This is a genomic window from Burkholderia sp. AW33-5, from assembly GCF_053427615.1.
On sequence record NZ_JBSAXA010000010.1, the window covers coordinates 197,988 to 218,626 of the forward strand.

Here is a 20,639-nt window from a genome sequence, read left to right on the forward strand (position 1 = left end):
CACCGCGCCGCCACGAGAGTGGCCTCGCAGAACCGGAAGATATCCATGAGTGAACAGCACAATTCGCAACCCGATAACAGCAGCTACGGCGCCTCGTCGATCCAGATCCTCGAGGGTCTGGAAGCGGTGCGCAAGCGCCCCGGGATGTACATCGGCGACACGTCTGACGGCACCGGTCTGCACCACCTCGTATTCGAGGTGCTCGACAACTCGATCGACGAAGCGTTGGCCGGGTACTGCAACGACATCCACGTGACGATTCACGCCGACAACTCGATTTCCGTGACCGACAACGGCCGCGGGATTCCGACCGACGTGAAGATGAACGACAAGCACGAACCGAAGCGTAGCGCGGCTGAAATCGTGATGACCGAGCTGCATGCCGGCGGGAAGTTCGACCAGAACAGCTACAAGGTGTCCGGCGGCCTGCACGGCGTGGGCGTGTCGTGCGTGAACGCGCTGTCGAGCTGGCTGCGCCTCACCGTGCGCCGTGACGGCAAGAAGCGTTTCATGGAGTTCCATCGCGGCATCGCGCAGGATCGCGTGCTCGAGACCGTGGACGGCGTGGAAGTGTCGCCGATGCATGTTGTCGGCGATACCGAGAACCGCGGCACCGAAGTGCACTTCATGGCCGATCCGACCATTTTCGGCACGGTCGAGTATCACTACGACATCCTCGCGAAGCGGATGCGCGAGCTTTCGTTCCTGAACAACGGCGTGCGGATTCGTCTCACGGACCTGCGCTCGGGCAAGGAAGACGATTTCGCGTTCGCCGGCGGGGTGAAGGGCTTCGTCGAGTACATCAACAAGACGAAGACCAACCTGCACCCGACGGTTTTCTTTGCCAACGGCGAGAAGGACGGCGTGGGCGTCGAAGTCGCGATGCAGTGGAACGACAGCTACAACGAAAACGTGCTGTGCTTCACGAACAACATTCCGCAGCGCGACGGCGGCACGCACCTGACCGGCCTGCGGGCCGCGATGACGCGCGTCATCAACAAGTACATCACCGACAACGAAATCGCGAAGAAGGCGAAGGTCGAGACGACCGGCGACGACATGCGCGAAGGGCTGTCGTGCGTGCTGTCCGTGAAGGTGCCGGAGCCGAAGTTCAGCTCGCAGACGAAGGACAAGCTGGTTTCTTCTGAGGTTCGTGCGCCGGTTGAAGAGGTTGTGGCGAAGGCGCTGGAAGAATTCCTGCTCGAGACGCCGATCGACGCGAAGATCATCTGCGGGAAGATCGTTGAGGCTGCTCGGGCGCGGGATGCTGCGCGGAAGGCGCGTGAGATGACGCGACGCAAGGGCGTGCTCGATGGCGTTGGGCTACCGGGCAAGCTCGCGGATTGCCAGGAGAAGGATCCGGCCAAGTGCGAAATCTACATCGTCGAGGGTGACTCGGCAGGTGGGTCGGCAAAGCAAGGGCGTGACCGGAAGTTCCAGGCGATCCTGCCGCTGCGCGGCAAGGTGCTGAACGTCGAGAAGGCGCGCTACGACAAGCTGCTGTCGTCGGAGCAGATCGTCACGCTCGTGACCGCGCTTGGCTGCGGCATCGGCAAGGATGATTACAACCTCGACAAGCTGCGCTATCACCGCATCATCATCATGACCGACGCGGACGTCGACGGTGCGCACATCCGGACGCTGCTGCTCACGTTCCTGTATCGCCAGATGCCGGACATGATCGAGCGCGGGTATGTGTATATCGCGCAGCCGCCGCTTTACAAGATCAAAGCGGGCAAGGACGAGCGGTATCTGAAGGACGACGTGGAGCTCAACGCGCACATGCTGCGGTTGGCGCTGCAAGGGTCGGAGCTGGTGCCGGGTGAGAATGCTGCGGCGATTTCGGGCGATGCGCTTGGGGAGTTGGCACGGTCGTATCTGCTGTCGCAGAGCGTGATCGAGCGCTTGAGCCGGTTGTATGACCCGGCCGCGCTGGAAGCGGTTATGGACGGTGTGGTGATCGACCTCTCCAATGAGGCTTCGACTGAGGCTTCGGCTAAGGCGCTGCATGCGGCGTTGCATGATGAAGCGCTGAAGAACGAAGTGCGTGTCGTTCCTTCGTATGACCCGGTTCGCGAACAACGGTCGCTGCATGTCGAGCGGACGCATCACGGCAACGTGCGAGTTTCGGTCATCGACCAGGAATTCCAGCACACGGCGGACTATCAGCAGCTCGTAACCACCGCGAATACGTTCAAGGGGCTCATCGGGGAAGGTGCGGTCATCAAGCGCGGTGAGCGCAGCATGGCTGTCGCGGACTTCAAGAGCGCGATGAAGTGGCTGCTGGCGGATGCTGAACGCAACGTCTCCAAACAACGCTATAAGGGGCTCGGCGAGATGAACCCCGAGCAGCTGTGGGAAACGACGATGGATCCGGCAGTGCGGCGTCTGCTGCGTGTGCAGATCGAGGATGCGATTGCTGCGGATGGGATCTTTACTACCCTCATGGGGGATGATGTCGAGCCGCGGCGAGCGTTTATCGAGTCGAATGCGTTGCGGGCGGGGAATATTGACGTTTGAGGACGTTGTAGCGGAAACCATAAGATGAGATTTTGGGAAGCATCCACTGAGACATTTATCGATGGATGCGCTCCGATAGCTCACATGACGGCACCTGACTGACGTCACGGCCGCACGAACGACGGCCACCTTGTTGATGTGGCTGTCGTTCTCTCACTCTCGCAAAATCATGAGGCGGCTTTTCAGGCCGACTTCTGCTGCCTGCGCGGCTCGGCAGACATACTTTCGTGGTGCGCCAACGATTTTCTTCGGAGCGGCCTAGGCACAGCGTGGTGACCTTGGCTTCGTCGTTTCATCTCCTGGCAAACGCACGACGCCCAACCGCGGCAACGCGAATGGGTTCGACATCATCCACCGTGACCAGCCGAAGGGAACGCGGTACCGCCAAATCAGTTGGACCTGGACGGAATACCACCGCCGCGACACCGTCGAGAAGACGGAGGTGAAGGACGTGCCGCATCTACGGTATCTACGACATTGTGCCTCGGTCGTGATTTCTGCTGTGCCCCCACCCACGTCCCGATTGGAGACCACATTCGCCCCTTGACAGCGCCCGCTTGGGTACAATTTGGAGGTTTTGCAGCCTCGCGCCTACCGACCTCCCCGTACCCCCTCATGACAAACAGATTTCGTTGGACAAACGCATCGGTCACTACGTTTGCGGCAGGATGCGACCCCGTTGAGATGATGGAGCAAAAGGCTCGGGAACTCGTCCTCCTAGCGATGGACGAAGGCTGGACTGGACCTCCATTCGACCCACTGGCGCTTACCAAGTGGCGAAATATGCGTGCTGAAGCGTGCGGCGATATACCTGATGCTCGCACGGTACCAGCGCCTGATGGTGAGTTGGTGTTGCAGTACAACCCAACGCGGCCCCGTGGCCGACTTCGGTTTTCCATCGCCCACGAAATCGCCCACTCGCTTTTTCCAGATTGCGCCGATGAGATTCGTCATCGCGACGGAGGCCCCACCCCTGGCAAAGACAACTGGCAGCTCGAGGTCTTGTGCAATATCGGAGCTGCTGAACTGCTGATGCCTCTCGGTAGCTTCGCGCAACTGACGGGGCTCGAACTCTCAATGCAATCCGTAAACGAGCTTCGCAAAAAGTTCGATGTGTCCGCCGAAGCTTGCCTGATTCGGCTGACCAAACTCGCCACCACGCGATGTGCCGCCTTCTGCGCTTCGCGTCACGAAGACGGTCAATACCGGCTTGACTACGTCATTCCCGCGCCTGGCTGGAAATCGCCGGTCACGGCGGGACACGCTGTTCCGGCCGGAAGCGCAGTGACCGAAGCGAACGCAATCGGCTTCACCGCAATCGGGCATGAGCGATGGGTGCCAAATGGTCCCATGATGAGGGTTGAGTGCATGGGACTGGCTCCCTACCCGGGTGGCTTGGCGCCGCGGGTCGTCGGACTCTTTGTGGTCGATGACGAGACGAAGCTCGAAGTTCCCCAAGTCGTCGAGGTTCAGGGCGATGTACTTGCACCCCGTGGGGATGGCGCGAAAATCATTGCACATGTGATTCCCGACCTCAATATACCTTGGGGGGGCGCCGGCTTCGCGTCGAATCTGCGGCACAGGTATCCCGCTGTTTGGGAACAGTTCCAGGCAGACGCACCGGGCAGGAATCAAATGTTGGAATTGGGCCAGGTCTTTACAGGGCACATTGCCGAGCAGATTACCGTTGTCCATATGGTCGCTCAGCATGGCATCGGAAAATCACAGACTCAGCGTCTGCGGTATGCTGCTCTTGCCGACTGCCTGGCTAAAGTTTATGACCTCGCCAAGAAGAGCGGCGCGTCCGTACACATGCCGCGAGTAGGAACTGGCCACGGGGGTGCGAACTGGGATATCGTTAAAGAATTGATTCAGGAAGTGTTGGTTGACCGGGGGGTTGCGACAACCGTTTATATGTTGCCCCGTTAAGAAGATTTAAAAGAAAAGACGGAGAAGAGCAAATGAAGCCCAGATTCATTATTTTGTCCGGGCGACTATGCTCGGGCAAATCGACGCTGGCGAAACTGCTGTGTGAGAAGGCCGGTGCGAACCTGATACGGTCGAGAGACCTTCTTCGCAGTGCGTCCGGGGCGGATTCGGCCGAGGCATTGGACCGTGCGGCACAAAAGCTTGAACAGAGCACGGGTGGCCAGTGGCTCGCCGAAGCTGTCAACAAGCAACTGATGTATCAGCCACCAAAGGAATCCACCTCCGTCATCGATTGGGTACGCTCCGTAGACCAGGTTAAATTTCTGCGCGCAAGTGGTTGGCCCGTCACGCATGTCCATCTGAAAGCCAGCGACGCCGCTGTAAGCGAGCGTCAAACAAATGGCGGGTCCCGCAGCATCAAGAAGTCACGACAATCCTTGTCAAAGCAGGCGCAGGACCTTGAGGCAATCGCTGATGTGGTCATGGACACAGACCGCTGCAACGCGAACGATGTCTTTGCTCGTGTCGCTGCGCGATTGGAAGTGCGGCCGGTGATTGCCGACCCCTTGGTGGACGTGCTGATTGGCGGGCAGTACGGCAGCGAGGGAAAGGGCAACATCGTCCACTATCTGGCACCGGAATATGACGTGCTAGTTCGGGTCGGTGGCCCCAACGCTGGTCACAAGGTGTTCCGTCCTGGCGAGTCTCCTTACACGTTCCATCAGCTACCGTCGGGCGCACTCTCGAATCGCGACGCAACGCTCGTTATCGGCGCGGGCGCTGTCATCAATCTCGAACACCTGCTCCGGGAAATCGGCGAACTCGACATCAACTTCAACAAGCTCATCATCGACCCACAAGCGATGATTATCGACAAAACCGTCGATATTCCGTGGGAGACCAAGTATCTGAAATCGGCGATTGGCTCGACTGCGCAGGGCGTCGGCGCCGCGACAGCGCGCAAAATACTTTACCGCCGAACCGACTCGAATGTCCTGCTTGCGAAGGATGTCCCGGAGTTGAAACACTACATCAAGGACTCCATCGAGTTCTTCGCGTCGTGCCTGTCGAGCAGACGAAAGATAATGCTGGAAGGCACCCAAGGTACCTCCCTTAGCCTGCATCACGGGTTCTATCCGCACGTGACTTCTCGGGTCACGTCGGCGACGGGTTGCCTTGCCGAAGCCGGGCTGTCGGCACGCCACGTGCGACGCGTGGTCATGGTCTGCCGCACATACCCGATACGTGTCGGCGATACGGACACCGGAAACACTTCCGGCTTCATGAGCCAGGAGATATCGGTTGAGGAAATTTCGCGACGTTCCGGCATTCCCCTCGACGAATTGAAGAAAACGGAGACGACCTCGACGACACATCGGCCCCGGCGCATCGCAGAATTCGATTGGGCGCAGCTTCGCCGTTCCCTGCTGCTGAATGGGCCTACCGATATCGCTCTCACGTTCGCCGACTACTTCGGAATCGAAAATCGGAAGGCCTACCGGTACGAGCAGCTGAACGCGGAAACGCTTCGTTTCATTGAAGAAACAGAAAAGGTCAGTGGTATTCCGGTGTCGATGATTTCAACCGCCTTTAATGAGCGCAACGTCATTGACCGGCGTATGTGGTGACAACCAGAACGGCAAATTAAAATGGACTTGAATGCATTTATCGAGCGCTACCCGACGCTGTACCACATGGCAGAGCAGGGAACTTGGCCGTCAATCCGGGAAAGGGGGCTTCTCAGCACGACCGCGGCGCTCGACCACTACAACGTGACTGGCGACGAACGTACGCCACACGAGGTATTGCATCGCCCCGAGAAGGTAGCAATTGGCCCCGGAGGGAACCAAATTATTCTTCGCGACCAGAAGCCCATGGAACCTACTCGACTTGAAAGAGCACTTCAGGGCGTCACGCCGACGCAGTGGTACCAGTTTCTGAACAGCAAGGTTTTCATGTGGGCGCAAGAGCATCGACTGTTTGGCTTGCTCAATGCGCGCGCCTATAAAAGGTTGGAGCATGATGTTCTGACCATCAACACCGCCTCTCTTATGGAGAGGCACGCGGACCGAGTCTGGCTCTGCCCGATGAACTCCGGCAACACGTTCCCAATGCCGCACATTCGGAGTCTGGAAACATTCCGTCGCATCGCCGATTACCCCACCAGGCGCAACGGGTCTCCTCAGAAGGAAGTGGTAGAAGTTGTTGTCGACTACAGCATCCCGGATATTGCCGAATTTGTTACGGAAGTACGGAGGATAAGGGGAAGGGACGTGCTCGGAGCGCTTCCCCTCCTGTGACACAATCAGTCCCGCACTGCCTGCTGTTGTTCTAGTAGTTTGCAAAGTCGCTTGTGGTCCCGTGCCAATCGCTCGACTCGGTTAGCGAAGTGACCGAACACCACCCAGCGCAACGGATGACCATGTGTTGAAGCTGCTTTCGCAGCCCGGAGCAATTCGTCACGCAACTCAGCGAGTGCAACTTTATTCGATGGCCCCATGTGAAGGTAACCTCCAGAGGTAACTGGTATCAGCGCCATGTCTCCGTATAGTGACGCTCAGACTTTGAAATAAAGGTGTATTCTTTATGTCCGAAGCCACACGTTTCCTTGTGTTGTTGAGCGGCCCCCTCGCTGTGGGAAAAACTACACTGCGTGACTACCTTGTGGCGATGCATGGTTTTGACTATGTTCGCTCCTCGGCTTTTCTTATTGAGAAAGCGCAGCGGGAAGACTTGCCGGCAGACCGGCGCGGTCTTCAGGAACTTGGGGACCGGCTCGATGCCGAAACTGACTATCGCTGGATAGTTGATGAGGTCGCGCTGCCAAGCATGTACGCATCCGCCGGCAAGACCCACTGGCTAGTCGATGCTGTGCGGAAACCGAAACAGGTCGAGCACTTCAAAAGCCTTGAGCACGTTAATGTCGTACATGTGCATCTAACTGCACCGGAGGAAGTGCTTCGGCTGCGCTATGAGAGCAGATTGGCGAAGAACGCAGCCGGACTTTCGGCACCGTCGTATGACGACGCCATAGCGCACCCCAACGAGGTCGCCGCGCGAAGCCTCATTCAAATTGCGGACGTCGTTGTCGACGTGACTGACGAGAACACGGCAAACCTCGCGGAGCTGATTATTTCGCATCAATGCGAGTAGCATTTCACCGGTCGGTCAGTGTGGAGCCCATGCAATGACCATCGATGCCTGAAAAGCAAGAACGAGGCCTATATTTTTAATAGATAATCTGGACAAAGGGTGGCCGGCGCGCGGGCTATGACCGGAGGACCTGGTGATTGTCCATTCGCTAATTGAAGCGAGCCTCTCCCGGCTTGTATCGCACCGCCATCAATATTTGGTACGACAAACTTGGTGTCCGTGTTTCCTGCCCTTCACTTCCCGAAGTAATACGTGTAAAGCAATGCGGCAACATTCGGCGATGTAAGCCGTGTAGGTTCCGTAGACATAAAAACTACTTAACGTTCGAATAAGCCCAAGCGAAGTTGTTTCCGTAAATTATGTCCCATGCATCGAATTCTTGGTCTATCGGTTCTTTGGGAGAACCTACAGGGCCATAGTCTTTCGAGTTGTTTGTCACAAATCCGATGCAGTTCCCGAAGGCATTATTTCGTAGTTGCATTGTCAATTCCAGAAAGTGCTCAAGTATCTGACAGTCTCTTGACTGACCTTTGCCGTCTCCGGACGGCGCCTTCTTCTCAGCCTCTCTATCAATTGCTCTCATTGCAACAGTTTGGTCTCTGTCTAGGATGATGCACTCCTTCAGAAAATCCCGAGCTCGTTTAAGAAGCGTAGCCTGAAGCTGAGATTTATCTTGGAATCTGATATTTGATGTCTGGAGGCCGAGAGAAGCCATAGTTTGGTTGATGCCATTCGCGCGAGCTTCGACGTCGTTAACGGTCTTGGCGACGTCACCGGCGACTGGCTCATGGTTCTCATTGAACTCCCTTTCCACGACACTTGTAATAATGAGCCATATACCTCTCTGCGGCGCTTTCGCCTTTTGAATTAACTTATCCGCGTACTCAGGTAACTTGTGCTTATAGTTTTCGCGTATTGGCGCACGCAGAATATCGAGTACCGATGACGTGTCAATCAACAGCACTGGTGCTGGAGTATGTAAGATAGCTTCTACAGCATCAACAATACAAAGATTCGTCATGCGTTCGGCCTCTTTTTCGATACTGCGAACGTCATTGCGGCGAGTCCATATTCAAAGTCTTCGACAAGTTCAACGGCCTTATCTTCAGGCCAGCCATCTTCGATGAGAAAACGTTGGAGTTCAGACGGTTTGAGTTTTCGATATTTATCTGTGAGCGAATAGAGAAATTCAAACCAACGCCCTTCATCGGCATCGTGGAGACGGCCCGTTGCCCTGTTCGCATTACGAGAAAAGTCATAGAACAGACCTGCGGCGGGCTCGCCAACTAGGTCCGTCAATTTCACCTCTGGCTGGGAAAGATGATACGGAAATTTCCCTTCAATAGCTTGCTGGACGAATTGCTGAAGTATCGCGTTGTACTCATCAACTGACAGTTCGTCGGCGTCAATCGGCAGGATGTTTGTCACCCGCAATCCATTGGTCACCCGCGTTGCAAACAGCTTAGATGCTGGTAATCCTCGGGACGACTTGAACTCAAACGCGTAAAGCTTGCCATTTATCGACACTGCCAAGTCAACGTCGCGGTCGTTCTCTCTGACCCACTCGCCTGGAAGGGATTCAGCTATCTTCCGTACAGCTGTCTGCTCATCTATTCCTGCAACGTCAATCGACAGGTCCTGGAACTGCTTCATGATAGGTCCTTCGTCAAAGGTAATCCGGCGAAAGCTTCTCTACTGTTTGGGGTCTGCGTGACACTCCTCGCGGACGGGAGAATCTCCATTATCCGTCAACGAGGGACCGTGTTGCATCGATTCTATGCTTTCATGCTCACGCTACGGCAAGATTGACCGCAGAGGTCGATTAGTGTCTTTTGTCACTGCTGAGACAGAGACCGCTAACTCGATGGCCTTCAGACAAGCGTGTACCGGCCGAACGAGAAATTTTCCGTGAATCGCACAGCGCTGTGAGGGCGTCCATCAATTAAGAGTAGCGCATTCTAGGCAATTCGAACTTCCCGTCGTCAACGAGATTGCCGTCGCTGACTTTCCGCCAGAAATGGAAGCTGCCATCGCTGCCCAACTCCTTGCCGACCATGAACACACGACCGTACTTGATGTGCACGGCTGCGGCCTTGGCACGGTCGAAGTGTTGCAGATGGGGGCCCTTCACTTCGGACAGTGCCACCCCATCGCCTTCGGTGCGTTCCTTGACCTGTAGTACAAAGTCCGGAAAAAAACCGATGCCGTCGGCCCACTTATAGAGCGCCACACTCGATGGTTTACGCACCGGATTGCGGTGCCACCAAATCACATCCGAGGATGTGTCCAATTGCTCAGCAAATTCACGCTCTTGCAGGCTCATATCGGCCGGGAACACGCCATAGACATTTCGCGCGGCCGGCTCCAATGGAGTCTCACTCACCAACGTGTCGGGAAGGTGAACCATTGCGGCCTGCACCTGCTCAGCCCGCATGCGCTTGTGCGCCTCCTTGACCAGGTTGGGGTTACGGACAAGGACCAACTCCAGTTGGTGGGTCAGCTCTTCGTCGGATTCCGGCGGCACATGACCCTCTGCCACAAGCGTATCCTTGAATCGCTTTTTTAGCGCTTGGAGCATCTCTCGGCGGTCCACATCATCAAACTCGAACGCCAGCTGACGGGCCTTTTCAGCAATCATCGGAACGGACACTTGCGCCCAGATGTCACGGTCCTCGACGGCGCTGGCAGAGTCGAAGACATCGGTAGTGCGCTCAGTCATCTTCGAGCGTACCTTCAGGCGGTCACCCAGTACCTTGGTAAAGTCAATGCAGCTCACCAGGCGCTCTTCAAAGTCATCCGGGACTGCAGGGAGAGTTTCAGTTACCAGCGAGCCTGGCGTGCCTTCACGGCGTTTATAGACAAACTGCAGGTCGTGTTGCGCGTCCAGCTCGAATGCCTTGGTTAGCAGTGTGCGCCCCTCCGTGTACCCGGACGAAAATCCGGAAGGCGGGGTAGTCAGCACTTGGAAAAGCGGCGATTGCTCGCTAAAAAGTGGCGTAGGCACATACCCTGGTACGGCACCTTGCTTGTCAACTGTGGCCACGGTCGCCGGCCGATATTCTTCTTGGGGCAGCAGGGTCAGTGACTGGCCAGGCTTGACCACTTGCACAACCGGCTCGCCGGCAATCACTGTGACGACCGTAGATGCCGCTGCCTGTGCCATCTGCTCTGGCATCTGGTTGATTTGCGCTGCGGCATTTACCAACCCCTCCTGCGCGGCGCTGTTCGCCAGGAAGACGTAACCGTAGCTCAGCAGCTTTGGCAGCGTGTTCAGGCGCCCCTGCAGGCTGCGATGCACCCGCATGATGCGACCAACCACCTGCACGCCAAAATCGACATCGCGCGTTCCGCGGAGGGCGGCCAGGGTGAATGCCCGGGGAGCATCAAAGCCTGTAGCAATGGCCATCTTGAACAAAATTACCTCTACGCTGGGGTCATTCGCCAAGGCATCCAGGTTAGGGTCCGGTTCGTCAGCGGTATGTTCACGGACAGCCGACTCGGGAAACTTCAGAACATCAATCAGGTAGGCTTTGGCGTCTTTGATGGCTTGGCCACCATTCGGCACTTGCACGAGCATCAGAGGTGTCAGGCCAACCCCCTCTTCAGCGAGCGTCTTCTTGATGAGCCGATGCATGGCAGCACACTCGGACAGCGCAACCTCCTCGTAAGCCACCAACTGGGCATCGTCGGCGTTCTGGCTGATGAAGCGAGCTGCTTTGACGGAGCGCTTGAGGAGTTGCGCCTCAACGCCTTCCGCACGCGATACGGACGCCCACTCGCTCGGCGACCCAATGCGGTAGCCCGTCTGCGCCGCGAACTTGCCTGCATCAGCGTCCCTGGGCGTCGCAGTCATCAACAGAACGTAGTCCGGCGCGAGAACTTGGGAGAAGAAGCGCCCGGCCTCTGTGGCGCGCACAAACCCGTGGTGCGCTTCATCAACGACTACACCGATGCGGTAGCCCTGAGCCCGAGCTGCAAATATCAATTCATCAATGGACCAGCCTGCATCGCTATCCTGTCGAGCCAGGCGACTCTCCTTGCTTCTCGCGGCGACAGTCTGCCAGGACATTACAAAAATGCTGCCGTCGGCAAGCTTGTCAGGACTCCGGTCAAAGTCAATGCTCAGCAGGTTGAGCGTCGGTGCCTGACGGTTAAGCGCGGCCCTAGCCTGGGCCAACACTCCCGTGAACGGTGAAAACCAGAACCAAATAATCCGGTCTTTGGTGGAGAACTCCGCCAGCAGTTCGCAGGCCATCAGCGTCTTGCCAATGCCGGTCGGAGCTTGAAGCATGACGCACGCCCCGTTCTGCCGGGCTGCGGTCAACTGCTTGGGGTTGGGCTTGGGACCCAAGGCATCATAGGTCGCCTTCAGGTCTTCAAATCGGGCAACGAGGGCGCCAATATGTTTTGACTGAAACTCCAGCGGCGTTATGCGGCTCATGCCGGCTCCCCTTGGTCTTGGCTATCGGATTGTTCTTCTTGAGCATCACGGGCATTGCCTTGCTTGAATGCGCGGCGCAGGTCGTGTGGCACCGATACTAGGCGGATGCGATGCATATGCTCCGCTAGGCGCTCAGCGACTACGGCTGGCGCCCAGGTCATGACAACAGCGACGCCGCTATGCTGAGTGATAGCTGCCTCAAGCTTGTCAAGAGTGGGAGATTTGACGTTGGCACAGTAGGCCACCATGTGTTCGTCATGCACAGATGCCGAAAAACCCGGTGTGACAGAAGTCAAAGGATGGCGGCAAGCCTGCAGGGCAAACGTCCACACCATGTTGTCGGTGATGCCCTCTTCCAGGCGATGCATCGGCACCCGAGTCGCCTTCACATAGGCGAAATTCCCGCCAAGGCCTTCGACTTTCTCACCGTTGCTGTTTTCGTAGCCTTCAATTGCTTTTTGCACTCGGGCAGCACAGACATCCCGACAAAGATTGCGTTCTGGTTCATCGACAGTAGCTTCCGTGCTCGAGACCAGCACAAACCTGCGTTGTCCGCCATCTTCCTTGTTCAGCGCCAACAGGGCTTGAGCCAAAGTTCCGGACCCGGCGAAGAAATCGACAACCAGGTCGCCTGGCCTGGTTGCCAGTCGCAAGATGCGGTCCATCAACTGCAGCGGTTTGGGAGTCGAAAACACATCTTCGTTTCGCCCCTTTGGCAGCAGGCTGTTCAACTGCTTTTTGGCATCTTGGGTGTGGCCCACTTCGTCGTAGGTCCAAAGCGTTTGCGGCACCACGCCTTGCTTCACTTCTGACAGAAATCGCTTAATGCGTGGGGTGTTATTTCCATCCTTACCCCACCATATGCGGCCATCTTTATCCAGCGCTTCAAACTTGGCTTTCGATACTCGCCAAAAGGAACCTGCTGGCGGTCCTTCAATTAAACGTCCCGACGGACATGTAATCGGGTATCGACCTTCGCCGTAGAAATTCCGTGCTGCCAAGTCGCCCGACGTCCAAACGCCGCGTGGGTCTTTGTCGAGATTCTTGTAGGCTTTGTCTTGGTCAGCTGACCGGGGGAGCGGGTTAGGGCGCCACTTCTCTTTATCAAGTGCATAGACGAGCACATATTCGTGGTCGTCTGAGAAATGGACTGCCGTGTTCTTGGGCGAAAAGACCTTCTGCCAAATTACGTTAGCGACAAAGTTTTGTTCGCCAAACACCTGGTTCATTAACAACCCGAGGTTGAACAATTCATTGTCGTCAATTGAAACAAAGATAACGCCGTCTTCCGCCAAGAGATTCTTAGCCAAGCTCAGTCGCTGATACATGAATTCCAGCCAGGTGGAATGTCTGTACCTGTTGTTGGCGTCAAAATAGCTGTCGTTGTAGACAAAATCCTTTCGGCCCGTATTGTACGGAGGGTCAATGTAGATGAGTTTGACCTGGCCGGCATGAGTCGTGACTAGGTGGCGCAGCGCGTCAAAGTTATCCCCCTCCACCACAAGGTTGGTCCAGGGCCCGTTGCCTACAGACAGCTCTTCGTTAAGCTCGAAGCCGACAAAATCGCGATTGAGCGACTTATCTTGCGAGATACTGTCGCGCTCCCAGCGCAGGCCATAGCGCGCCAAGGCGTCGCGCCTCTGTAGCACCGCAATTAACTCTTCCCGCGTCAAGTCGTCGTAGTTCACGTAAAAGCACCATTTTTTCGCCAGCCCGCCATTTTACGCATGTGCAGGTCGTCACGGAGGCGCTTCTTGCTTGCATCCTGGCGTACGCAAAACGGACAAGCGCCGCCCAATCTCTACCGTATGAAATCTGACGAGCGTGCCCGACAGCGAACTATGGATAGGACCGCCGGCTCGAGAGTTCGACCAGCTTGAAAATCTCCTGACCATTACCTACGGTGGTAAACGCACGCCGGTGCAACGCCGGCACGCAGTGCCAAGAACGAGCCTGTATTCGTCTGGCGACCGCCCGCGCGGTCAGGCCCCCTATTTATGAGAGGGTACGACGCGGGAGCCGGCGATGGAACAGGTCTGGCCATGCACGAATCCGGCGAAGTGGGCGGCCTCCCGCCTACTTCGCCTTCGCATTGCTCAGTTCCTTTTTGAGCAAAATGGTCTCCACACCCATGGCGCGCAGGCATGCGACCAGGAACGCTGCCGAAAACCGTTTGCGATTGACCTTGCGGTTTATCTGGTCGGGCGATTCCTCGATTCCCAGCTCCTCGAGCATCCGCGAAAGCTGTTTGTAGCCGATTTTGCGCCGCACCATCTCCTCTTCTATCAGCCCCTTCGCTTCTTCTTCCCACTGCTCGTAGGGCTGGCCCGGCAGCCGGACACGGTTGTGCGGCAGTTCTTCCATCGTTCCCTCTCGACGTTGCTCGCGCCCCTGCTTTTGCGGAATTGGAATTTTCTCACGGCAATTTTCGGTCGTATACGACCGATGCAAAACAGGCGGCGCTACACGTCCTTAGCAAGCCATCTTTGCGAGGACAGAATGCCGACAAAATCCTTACTTTCCAGCTCACCAGCCCGACGGGCTGCAGTTGCATCCCGGACGACCAGCCTGACCGGCAGCAGACTGCAAACGCCAGCCGGAGGTGCGAAATGAGAAGCGCACCATCCTATGGCGTCCGTAGTCGCCGGAGCGCCGCGAACGCCGGTGTCCGGCTCACGGCCCGGACGTACGGTAAGGCCCGAATCGGCACCTATGCCGAAAAGGCCGACGGCCACATTACCGTCGAATCCGACGCGGAGCGCCTGGTAGCGCACATGCTCAGCGTCGACCCACGCGTACGTTCGTTCAAGCAGCAACCGTTTACCGTCGACCTAGTCGGTGAACGGCTGCTGTTCACACGCGAGGAACTGTCCGAAGCGCGCAGGATGCGTGATGGTCGCACCGGGGAAGCCGAGTACACGCCAGACTTCGCCACCGTTCAGGCCGATGGCCTACAGCGCGCGTATGAAGTAAAACTTCAGGGCTTCGAGGGCGACGACCGGTATTGGGCCAAGGTCGCGCGGGCCCAGGAAATCATGGACGCGTACTGCTATCCGCTCTCCACGGTGGTCGTGCCCGCGGATGAACGGCACCCGGTCGTCGTCAACGCCCAACTGTTGAAGCCGGCAATAGCTCGGGCCCACGAATACCTGACACCGGACATCATCGACCGGGTCGAACGCTATTGCGAAGCCGGCCCGGTGCTGCAGCGCGCGCTGTGTGCCGACCTCGATATTCCGACGGGCCTGATTCCTCAACTGCTAGCCACTGGTGTGCTGCAGGCAGACCTGGCGCATCATCACATCTGCGCCACGCTGGAACTGTCGGCCGCATATGGCGACCTGGGCCACCTCTGTTTGATTGAGGAGCTGCTGCCATGATGTCCGACCTGCGCGCCGGAGACAAGTTGGCGCTGCCCGGAAAAACGGACAGCTGCTTCGAGGTGATAGACGCTCGCCTGCATGCCGGCTCCATCCAGCTCTTCGATGCCGAGAAATGTGAGGCCCGCTATGTCAAATACGACGACATCCGCGCCCAGATTTCGGAAGGCGGTCTGGTCCTGCATCGAAAGGGAATGCCGCGCGTCAGCATTGCCGCCCAATACGACAATCCGGAATTGCACAGTAAGGTCCGCCTGCTGAACGACACACTGCGGCGTATTGATGCCATCCGGAAGCAACGAGGTTTGTCGTTTAACGCAGCGATACCTCTGGCCCGTGAAGCCTATCAGACGGAAAGCGGAGATAAACCGCTTGTCTGCCCGTTTCCGTCGCGAGCAACCCTGTACAGGGCTCACATGAATCAACTGCTCGGCCTGCCGGTTCTCAAGGGTGACAAAAATAAGGGCAATGCGACGGCCAGATATTCAAAAGACCTCGTCGAATTTGTCGAAGGGGTCATCCAGGACAGATTTCTGGTCACGGAATCCGGGTGGACTGTCCTCGACCTGACTAGATACATCAACCGTGAAGCTCGTCGTCGTGGCCTGCATGTTGCCAGGCACGCTATCAGTCGGAAGTTCGTGTGTGCCAGGATTCATGACCTGACCGTCGATGCCGAATACGACCGGATGGACCCGCTAAACCGGGTCGCCGGCAAGTCGTTCGCGAAGCAACGGATACGGGCAGCGTTCCCGTTCGCACGGATTGAGCAGGATGCTCTTCACCTGCCATTCGTTATTCGTACGCCCCATGGCATCGCCCGGACCATCTATCTGGTGCTCGCAATTGACGTCTGCACCGGATATCCAGTGGGATGGCACCTCGTCATCGGTTCGCCGCGCGAGATGGATTCGCTGGTGTGCCTTGAGATGTATCTGACGCCTGCCAAGGCAGCCCGGTTCAAGGAGCTTGGTATCGCTCATGCGCTGAACATTTATGGCACGCCCGTACTGGTCATTTTTGATAATGGTCCGGAGACCAAGGGCGGACGAATCGTCCGCCTTGAGCGGCTTGGAATGGATGTCAAGCACTGCAAAGCAAAGGAAGCTCAAGGCAAACCATTCATCGAGCGCCTGAACAGAGCGCTCAAGGAGGCATTGCAGCTTCTCTCGGGCTGCACGCGCTTTGAAGGAAAGGATGGCGTGCGCGACCCGGAGGCGCTAGGCGACGACTTGATGACCCTCGACGCGTTCGAGAAATGGATTGTCAGGTGGCTATATGAGGTCTGGGTCAACACCCCGCTCGACCGGCTGCGTTGGGACGAACTGCTGGTCGATTCGGTCAAGGGAAAGACGCCGCTTGAGCGCCTGACCTACCAGACCGAAGAAATGGGACAACCCATCACCATGCCGCCGGCGCGTCGTGAATGGATGGCTGCACTCTTTGAAAACAAGATGTGCGTGTTGAGCGCCAAGACGGGAATCACGCTTGAGCATGGATTCAGGTACCGCGGCAAAGCCATGTCGTATCTGCTGGCCAAGTACGGCGACCACGCGCAGCTCCACGTAGTCTACAACCCCGACGACTTCCGCCACGCATACGTGTACGAGGGAGATGACCTTCCGCTCGTCACGCTGACGCACGAACACGTTCGTGAGGACACGCCGGCGTGGACCTTTGCTGAAGCCAAAGCGCGATTCGATTCGGGCATGGCTAACTGGACGGTCCCGGACGAAAAGGTCCAATTCGAGCGTGACATGGACGAGGCGGTCACCGGAAACGGGAAAGCCGATAAGCGCAGAACCCGCGGTAAGCGCGAGGAAAACAAGAAAACCGTGCGCCGCGCCAAAGACGACTCGGCGGTCCGGAGGGCCATCGACCGGCCGCTTTCAGCGGCAGCGCCGTTCGGGCCTGCACCTTCGACCAATCAGTCGTTGCCGGCGGAAGACCTTCAGCCCGACGCCATCTCGTACGACAACGCGCCTTTGATGCACATCGTAAACAGAAACACCGGAGAGAAACTGCTGTGACGCCAGCTCAACAACTGCGCAGAGACATTGAGGCCTGCGAACTTCCGCATCCCATGTTTGTGGAGCACCTCACTGCGCTCAAACGACGAATCGATGACGCCCTTACTGGCTTTGCGCCCAAAGTCGTTCGGGTTCCTGGTCCGAGCGGTGTGGGCAAATCCTCGCTCATCGCCAACCTGTCTCGCGACTACCCAGAAACCCGTATCGATGGACGGCGCCATGTCCCCGTCCTGGTTGTTGAGGTGCCCCAATCTGCTACGGCCAAACTGCTTCCTAAAAGTGTGCTGCGTGCATTGGGCATCCAGGTTCCAGGGAGCATGACGGCGGGCGCGATGTTCGACTTGATGGTGACGCAGCTTCGCCTGGCCGGCACACGTGTCGTGATTTTCGACGAGATATCGCACCTCGTGGATGAAGGGTCACGGGTGCCTCCGCGCACAGCCAGCGACTGGCTCAAGACCCTGACGGACACGCTCGGCATGACGCTGATTCTCTTCGGCATTCCGCGACTCGAACGACTTTTTTCAGCGAATGAACAGCTGCGTCGCCGTGCTTGTCCTGCACGGTTTTTCCTGCCGTACGACTCAAGCATTGCCGACCAGATGGCAGCCTACATGTCGTGTGTCGCGAACTATGTGCGCATGTTTTCCGCGGTTGGATATCCGATTGACGTGCCCCCTCGTGTGCTGATGCAGCAAAGCTATCTGCTAACCGGCGGGCTGATTGGGGTCCTCGCTGACTTTATGCGCGAGCTGGCGAGTTTGCTGGCGAAGGAAGCACCGCGCGCCATTACATACGCGGACTGCCAGAAGGTGACTGAATACGTCAGCCACGCTGGGTCACCGCACAGACTGGCTTTCCAGGATTCGGGAATCGATGGCCCGGGCGTGGACCCGGCGGCCCTGAAACAGGCATACGTTCATGTTCTGAAGAGCAACGCGACGTCCATACCGGTTCGAAAAAAATCAGGAGATAAGCAATGAGCCTAGTTCTCACCTATGCCCCCCGGGACGACGAATCCGGGATGGGGTATTACCGGCGTCTCTCCGCCGACAATGCCCTTTTCAACTGGCGCGACCTGGCAAGTACGGCGGGTATCGAGCGCAATCGCCGCGCCTTGCTCACACGCACGGATGACGTAGCGCGTAACCTCGGCCTGGAGCCGGCATGGACCGAATTCACCAGGCAGCAGGAAAACCTCACCCGGGATTGGGGACGTCTGCACCGTGCTCAGTCTGACGCCGTGTGTCCGGGTTGTCTGGCTGAATCGCCTTACCTGCGACATCACTGGGAACACGCTTATGTCACCGCATGTCCGCACCACAGAATCCTGCTGGTCGACCAGTGCAACGCGTGCGGGAAGCACCTTTCGCCGGAGCGGCTCTACATTGGATTGTGCTCGTGCGGCCATGACCTGAGCAGCCTGCCGCGTGTGCCGGCGACCCGGGCGCAGCAGTGGCTGTCGACGCTGATTGCGAGCAATGGGCAGCAGGCTGGCAGCGTGAAGCCGCCCCTGCACGGCGTGGACATCAATGTGCTGGTGAAGGTCATCCGTACGCTCTGCCAATATACGGACCCGACGCGCCCCGGGTTGCCGCGCGGCGCGGCATTGCCGAAATTCGTCACCGACGCGGTCGAATTCCTCTCGCCGCTCGAAGCCTTGTTGACCGACTGGCCAACCGGTTTTCGGAGTCACGTCGAGCAGCGCATTGCCGCCGGTCGCAAGGATGCCCGCACACTGAACACCTTGCTCGGCGACTGGTACATCAGTCTGCGCAAGGTGTGCCAGGGCACGACGCTCGAGCCCCTACTGCAAATCATCATCGATGTCGCTGCCCAGAAGTCCGATTGCGTCCTGGGCCTGGATTCGGCCAAAGCAATGGCCGAGGATGCGACTGGATACATGCGCGCGCCAGATGCCGCGAAGGCCATTGGCGTCAGCGTTTCACGTTTGCATGAATCCATTCTCGATGGCGAGTGCGAGCACCGTGCACGGCGCACAGGCACGCGTGGCCAGCTGTTCGAAATTCCATGCGCTGAGGTTGAGCGTATCCAGCGACAACGCGCCGGTTGGATTTCCGATGTCGACGCCTGTGAACTGGCGGCCGTTCCACCCATCGTCCTCGAACGCATGAAAGCTGCCGGCGTAATCCGTTCGGACGTCCGCTGGCGCGAAGACCTGATGAAGGGCGGCCCGGTCGAGCGTCAGTCCATCGTGGATTTATATGAGCGTGCGGAGCGGTGGGCTGAACCAGCTGCACTGGCTGAAGATTCGACGCTCACATGGGCGGAGCTGACCAGTCGACGTATGGGTGACCGACGAGCAATTGAATCGCTGATGCAGGCCATCGCAAACGGCGACGTGAAAGCCGTCGCGCATGGTCGGACACTGGGCGAAATGTCCTTCCTGAGGGGGGACGTGTCACGGTATTTCGGCACGCCGCTGCTCGAGGCCGGCATGTCGATTCAGCAACTGGCCAAAGCGACCGGATGGAAATGGGAGTCCATCCAAAACTGGGCGGACGAAGGGCTGCTGGCGTCGGAATTGATTCAACGACGTGGCCAGCCTTGTCGTGTCGTGCTGCCGCACCAATTGCTGGAGTTCCGGCAAGCCTATGTTCCGCTGGCGGACCTCGCGCGTGCCATGGGCACGAAGTCGTCGGCGCTATCGCGCTTGCTGCCCGGCGTCGAACTGGTCGGTGCGAAACAGCTTCCTGATGGCGCCATGCGGGGCGGGCTGATTCGTGTCGCCGACCTCGGCCGGCTGGCCGTTATCGGGGCGAGAGCCGGGCACGACCTGTTTGTGCCCGCATCGTTGACGCCATGAGAGAGCAAACGATACGCCGAACCACCTACGTGTCCCAACCGGCGATGTATGCGCCGGTCGGGACATAGCTGGGCTCGCACGTAGTGCCGCCCGGTCCAAGCGATAGAACCGAAGGGTATGACTTTCCACCACCGCCAGGAGACTGCAATGCCCATCTGGAGACCACGCCCCGCTTCCGAATTGCCGAAGATTCCGTTATCTCGATGGTGCATATTCGAGACGGAGAATGGGAGCCGACATTTTGTTGGCGTGGATATGCTTGACTCGTCGGGGCGCGTCAGCTCCCCGATAGTGACGTTCGACCCGGTCACTTTGCAGGGTACGACTCAATCGGGGCGTATTTATGAGCTGGTCGGCAG

At 57.7% G+C, this 20,639-nt stretch carries 14 protein-coding genes; 9 read left to right on the plus strand and 5 right to left on the minus strand.

Going from position 1 to position 20,639, the window contains the following annotated elements:
- The first annotated feature begins 45 nt into the window (after positions 1–45).
- From gyrB to ACV22V_RS18365, 5 genes are all read left to right on the plus strand, one after another.
- Positions 46–2,520, plus strand: coding sequence for a DNA topoisomerase (ATP-hydrolyzing) subunit B (gyrB, locus tag ACV22V_RS18345; RefSeq protein WP_175911207.1), 2,475 nt, complete (start codon positions 46–48; stop codon positions 2,518–2,520).
- A 684-nt stretch (positions 2,521–3,204) separates the two neighbouring features.
- Positions 3,205–4,449: an ImmA/IrrE family metallo-endopeptidase gene (locus ACV22V_RS18350; RefSeq protein ID WP_448014945.1), complete on the plus strand. Its 1,245-nt coding sequence runs from the start codon at positions 3,205–3,207 to the stop codon at positions 4,447–4,449.
- 32 nt (positions 4,450–4,481) lie between these two features.
- Entirely contained in the window at positions 4,482–6,077 is a 1,596-nt protein-coding gene (locus ACV22V_RS18355; protein WP_448014946.1) for an adenylosuccinate synthetase, read from the plus strand.
- Positions 6,078–6,098: 21 nt separating this feature from the next.
- Positions 6,099–6,749, plus strand: coding sequence for a DUF7002 family protein (locus ACV22V_RS18360; RefSeq protein WP_448014948.1), 651 nt, complete (start codon positions 6,099–6,101; stop codon positions 6,747–6,749).
- Between the two features lie 286 nt (positions 6,750–7,035).
- A complete protein-coding gene (locus ACV22V_RS18365; protein ID WP_448014949.1) occupies positions 7,036–7,602 on the plus strand; it encodes an AAA family ATPase in 567 nt (188 codons plus the stop codon).
- 313 nt (positions 7,603–7,915) lie between these two features.
- On the opposite strand, the gene ACV22V_RS18370 is transcribed toward ACV22V_RS18365, so the two are convergent.
- The 5 genes from ACV22V_RS18370 to ACV22V_RS18390 form a co-directional block, all read right to left on the minus strand.
- Positions 7,916–8,623 (minus strand): PIN domain-containing protein, encoded by a 708-nt coding sequence (locus ACV22V_RS18370; protein ID WP_448014951.1) that lies wholly within the window; start codon positions 8,621–8,623, stop codon positions 7,916–7,918.
- Entirely contained in the window at positions 8,620–9,255 is a 636-nt protein-coding gene (locus ACV22V_RS18375; RefSeq protein ID WP_448014952.1) for a hypothetical protein, read from the minus strand. Before ACV22V_RS18375 ends, ACV22V_RS18370 begins: the two co-directional genes overlap by 4 nt.
- A gap of 289 nt (positions 9,256–9,544) precedes the next feature.
- The gene (locus ACV22V_RS18380; protein WP_448014953.1) at positions 9,545–12,043 is read right to left on the minus strand and encodes a DEAD/DEAH box helicase; all 2,499 of its coding nucleotides are present in this window, start codon (positions 12,041–12,043) and stop codon (positions 9,545–9,547) included.
- The gene (locus ACV22V_RS18385) at positions 12,040–13,731 is read right to left on the minus strand and encodes a site-specific DNA-methyltransferase (RefSeq protein ID WP_448014954.1); all 1,692 of its coding nucleotides are present in this window, start codon (positions 13,729–13,731) and stop codon (positions 12,040–12,042) included. The genes ACV22V_RS18380 and ACV22V_RS18385 overlap by 4 nt, the downstream gene beginning before the upstream one ends.
- 388 nt (positions 13,732–14,119) lie before the next feature.
- Entirely contained in the window at positions 14,120–14,407 is a 288-nt protein-coding gene (locus tag ACV22V_RS18390) for a DUF6471 domain-containing protein (RefSeq protein WP_212161744.1), read from the minus strand.
- A gap of 245 nt (positions 14,408–14,652) precedes the next feature.
- Between ACV22V_RS18390 and ACV22V_RS18395 the strand changes: the two genes are divergently transcribed.
- Genes ACV22V_RS18395 through ACV22V_RS18410 form a run of 4 tightly spaced genes read left to right on the plus strand, consistent with a single transcriptional unit; the run spans position 14,653 to position 20,280 of the window.
- Positions 14,653–15,423 carry a hypothetical protein gene (locus tag ACV22V_RS18395; protein ID WP_448014955.1) on the plus strand — a complete coding sequence of 257 codons (771 nt, stop codon included), beginning with the start codon at positions 14,653–14,655 and terminating at the stop codon, positions 15,421–15,423.
- Complete coding sequence (locus tag ACV22V_RS18400) at positions 15,420–17,453, plus strand: integrase catalytic domain-containing protein (RefSeq protein WP_448014956.1); 2,034 nt, start codon at positions 15,420–15,422, stop codon at positions 17,451–17,453. Before ACV22V_RS18395 ends, ACV22V_RS18400 begins: the two co-directional genes overlap by 4 nt.
- Entirely contained in the window at positions 17,450–18,436 is a 987-nt protein-coding gene (locus tag ACV22V_RS18405) for a TniB family NTP-binding protein (protein ID WP_366823774.1), read from the plus strand. Before ACV22V_RS18400 ends, ACV22V_RS18405 begins: the two co-directional genes overlap by 4 nt.
- Positions 18,433–20,280, plus strand: coding sequence for a TniQ family protein (locus ACV22V_RS18410; protein WP_448014958.1), 1,848 nt, complete (start codon positions 18,433–18,435; stop codon positions 20,278–20,280). Before ACV22V_RS18405 ends, ACV22V_RS18410 begins: the two co-directional genes overlap by 4 nt.
- The last annotated feature ends 359 nt before the right edge of the window (positions 20,281–20,639 follow it).

Bases quoted from the DNA above. Each gene is read 5' to 3' on its own strand.
- ACV22V_RS18365 (WP_448014949.1), top strand. From the start codon at position 7,036: ATGTCCGAAGCCACACGTTTCCTTGTGTTGTTGAGCGGCCCCCTCGCT.
- ACV22V_RS18355 (WP_448014946.1), top strand. From the start codon at position 4,482: ATGAAGCCCAGATTCATTATTTTGTCCGGGCGACTATGCTCGGGCAAA.
- ACV22V_RS18360 (WP_448014948.1), top strand. From the start codon at position 6,099: ATGGACTTGAATGCATTTATCGAGCGCTACCCGACGCTGTACCACATG.
- ACV22V_RS18390 (WP_212161744.1), bottom strand. From the start codon at position 14,407: ATGGAAGAACTGCCGCACAACCGTGTCCGGCTGCCGGGCCAGCCCTAC.
- ACV22V_RS18400 (WP_448014956.1), top strand. From the start codon at position 15,420: ATGATGTCCGACCTGCGCGCCGGAGACAAGTTGGCGCTGCCCGGAAAA.
- gyrB (WP_175911207.1), top strand. From the start codon at position 46: ATGAGTGAACAGCACAATTCGCAACCCGATAACAGCAGCTACGGCGCC.
- ACV22V_RS18380 (WP_448014953.1), bottom strand. From the start codon at position 12,043: ATGAGCCGCATAACGCCGCTGGAGTTTCAGTCAAAACATATTGGCGCC.
- ACV22V_RS18370 (WP_448014951.1), bottom strand. From the start codon at position 8,623: ATGACGAATCTTTGTATTGTTGATGCTGTAGAAGCTATCTTACATACT.
- ACV22V_RS18410 (WP_448014958.1), top strand. From the start codon at position 18,433: ATGAGCCTAGTTCTCACCTATGCCCCCCGGGACGACGAATCCGGGATG.
- ACV22V_RS18395 (WP_448014955.1), top strand. From the start codon at position 14,653: ATGAGAAGCGCACCATCCTATGGCGTCCGTAGTCGCCGGAGCGCCGCG.
- ACV22V_RS18375 (WP_448014952.1), bottom strand. From the start codon at position 9,255: ATGAAGCAGTTCCAGGACCTGTCGATTGACGTTGCAGGAATAGATGAG.
- ACV22V_RS18350 (WP_448014945.1), top strand. From the start codon at position 3,205: ATGATGGAGCAAAAGGCTCGGGAACTCGTCCTCCTAGCGATGGACGAA.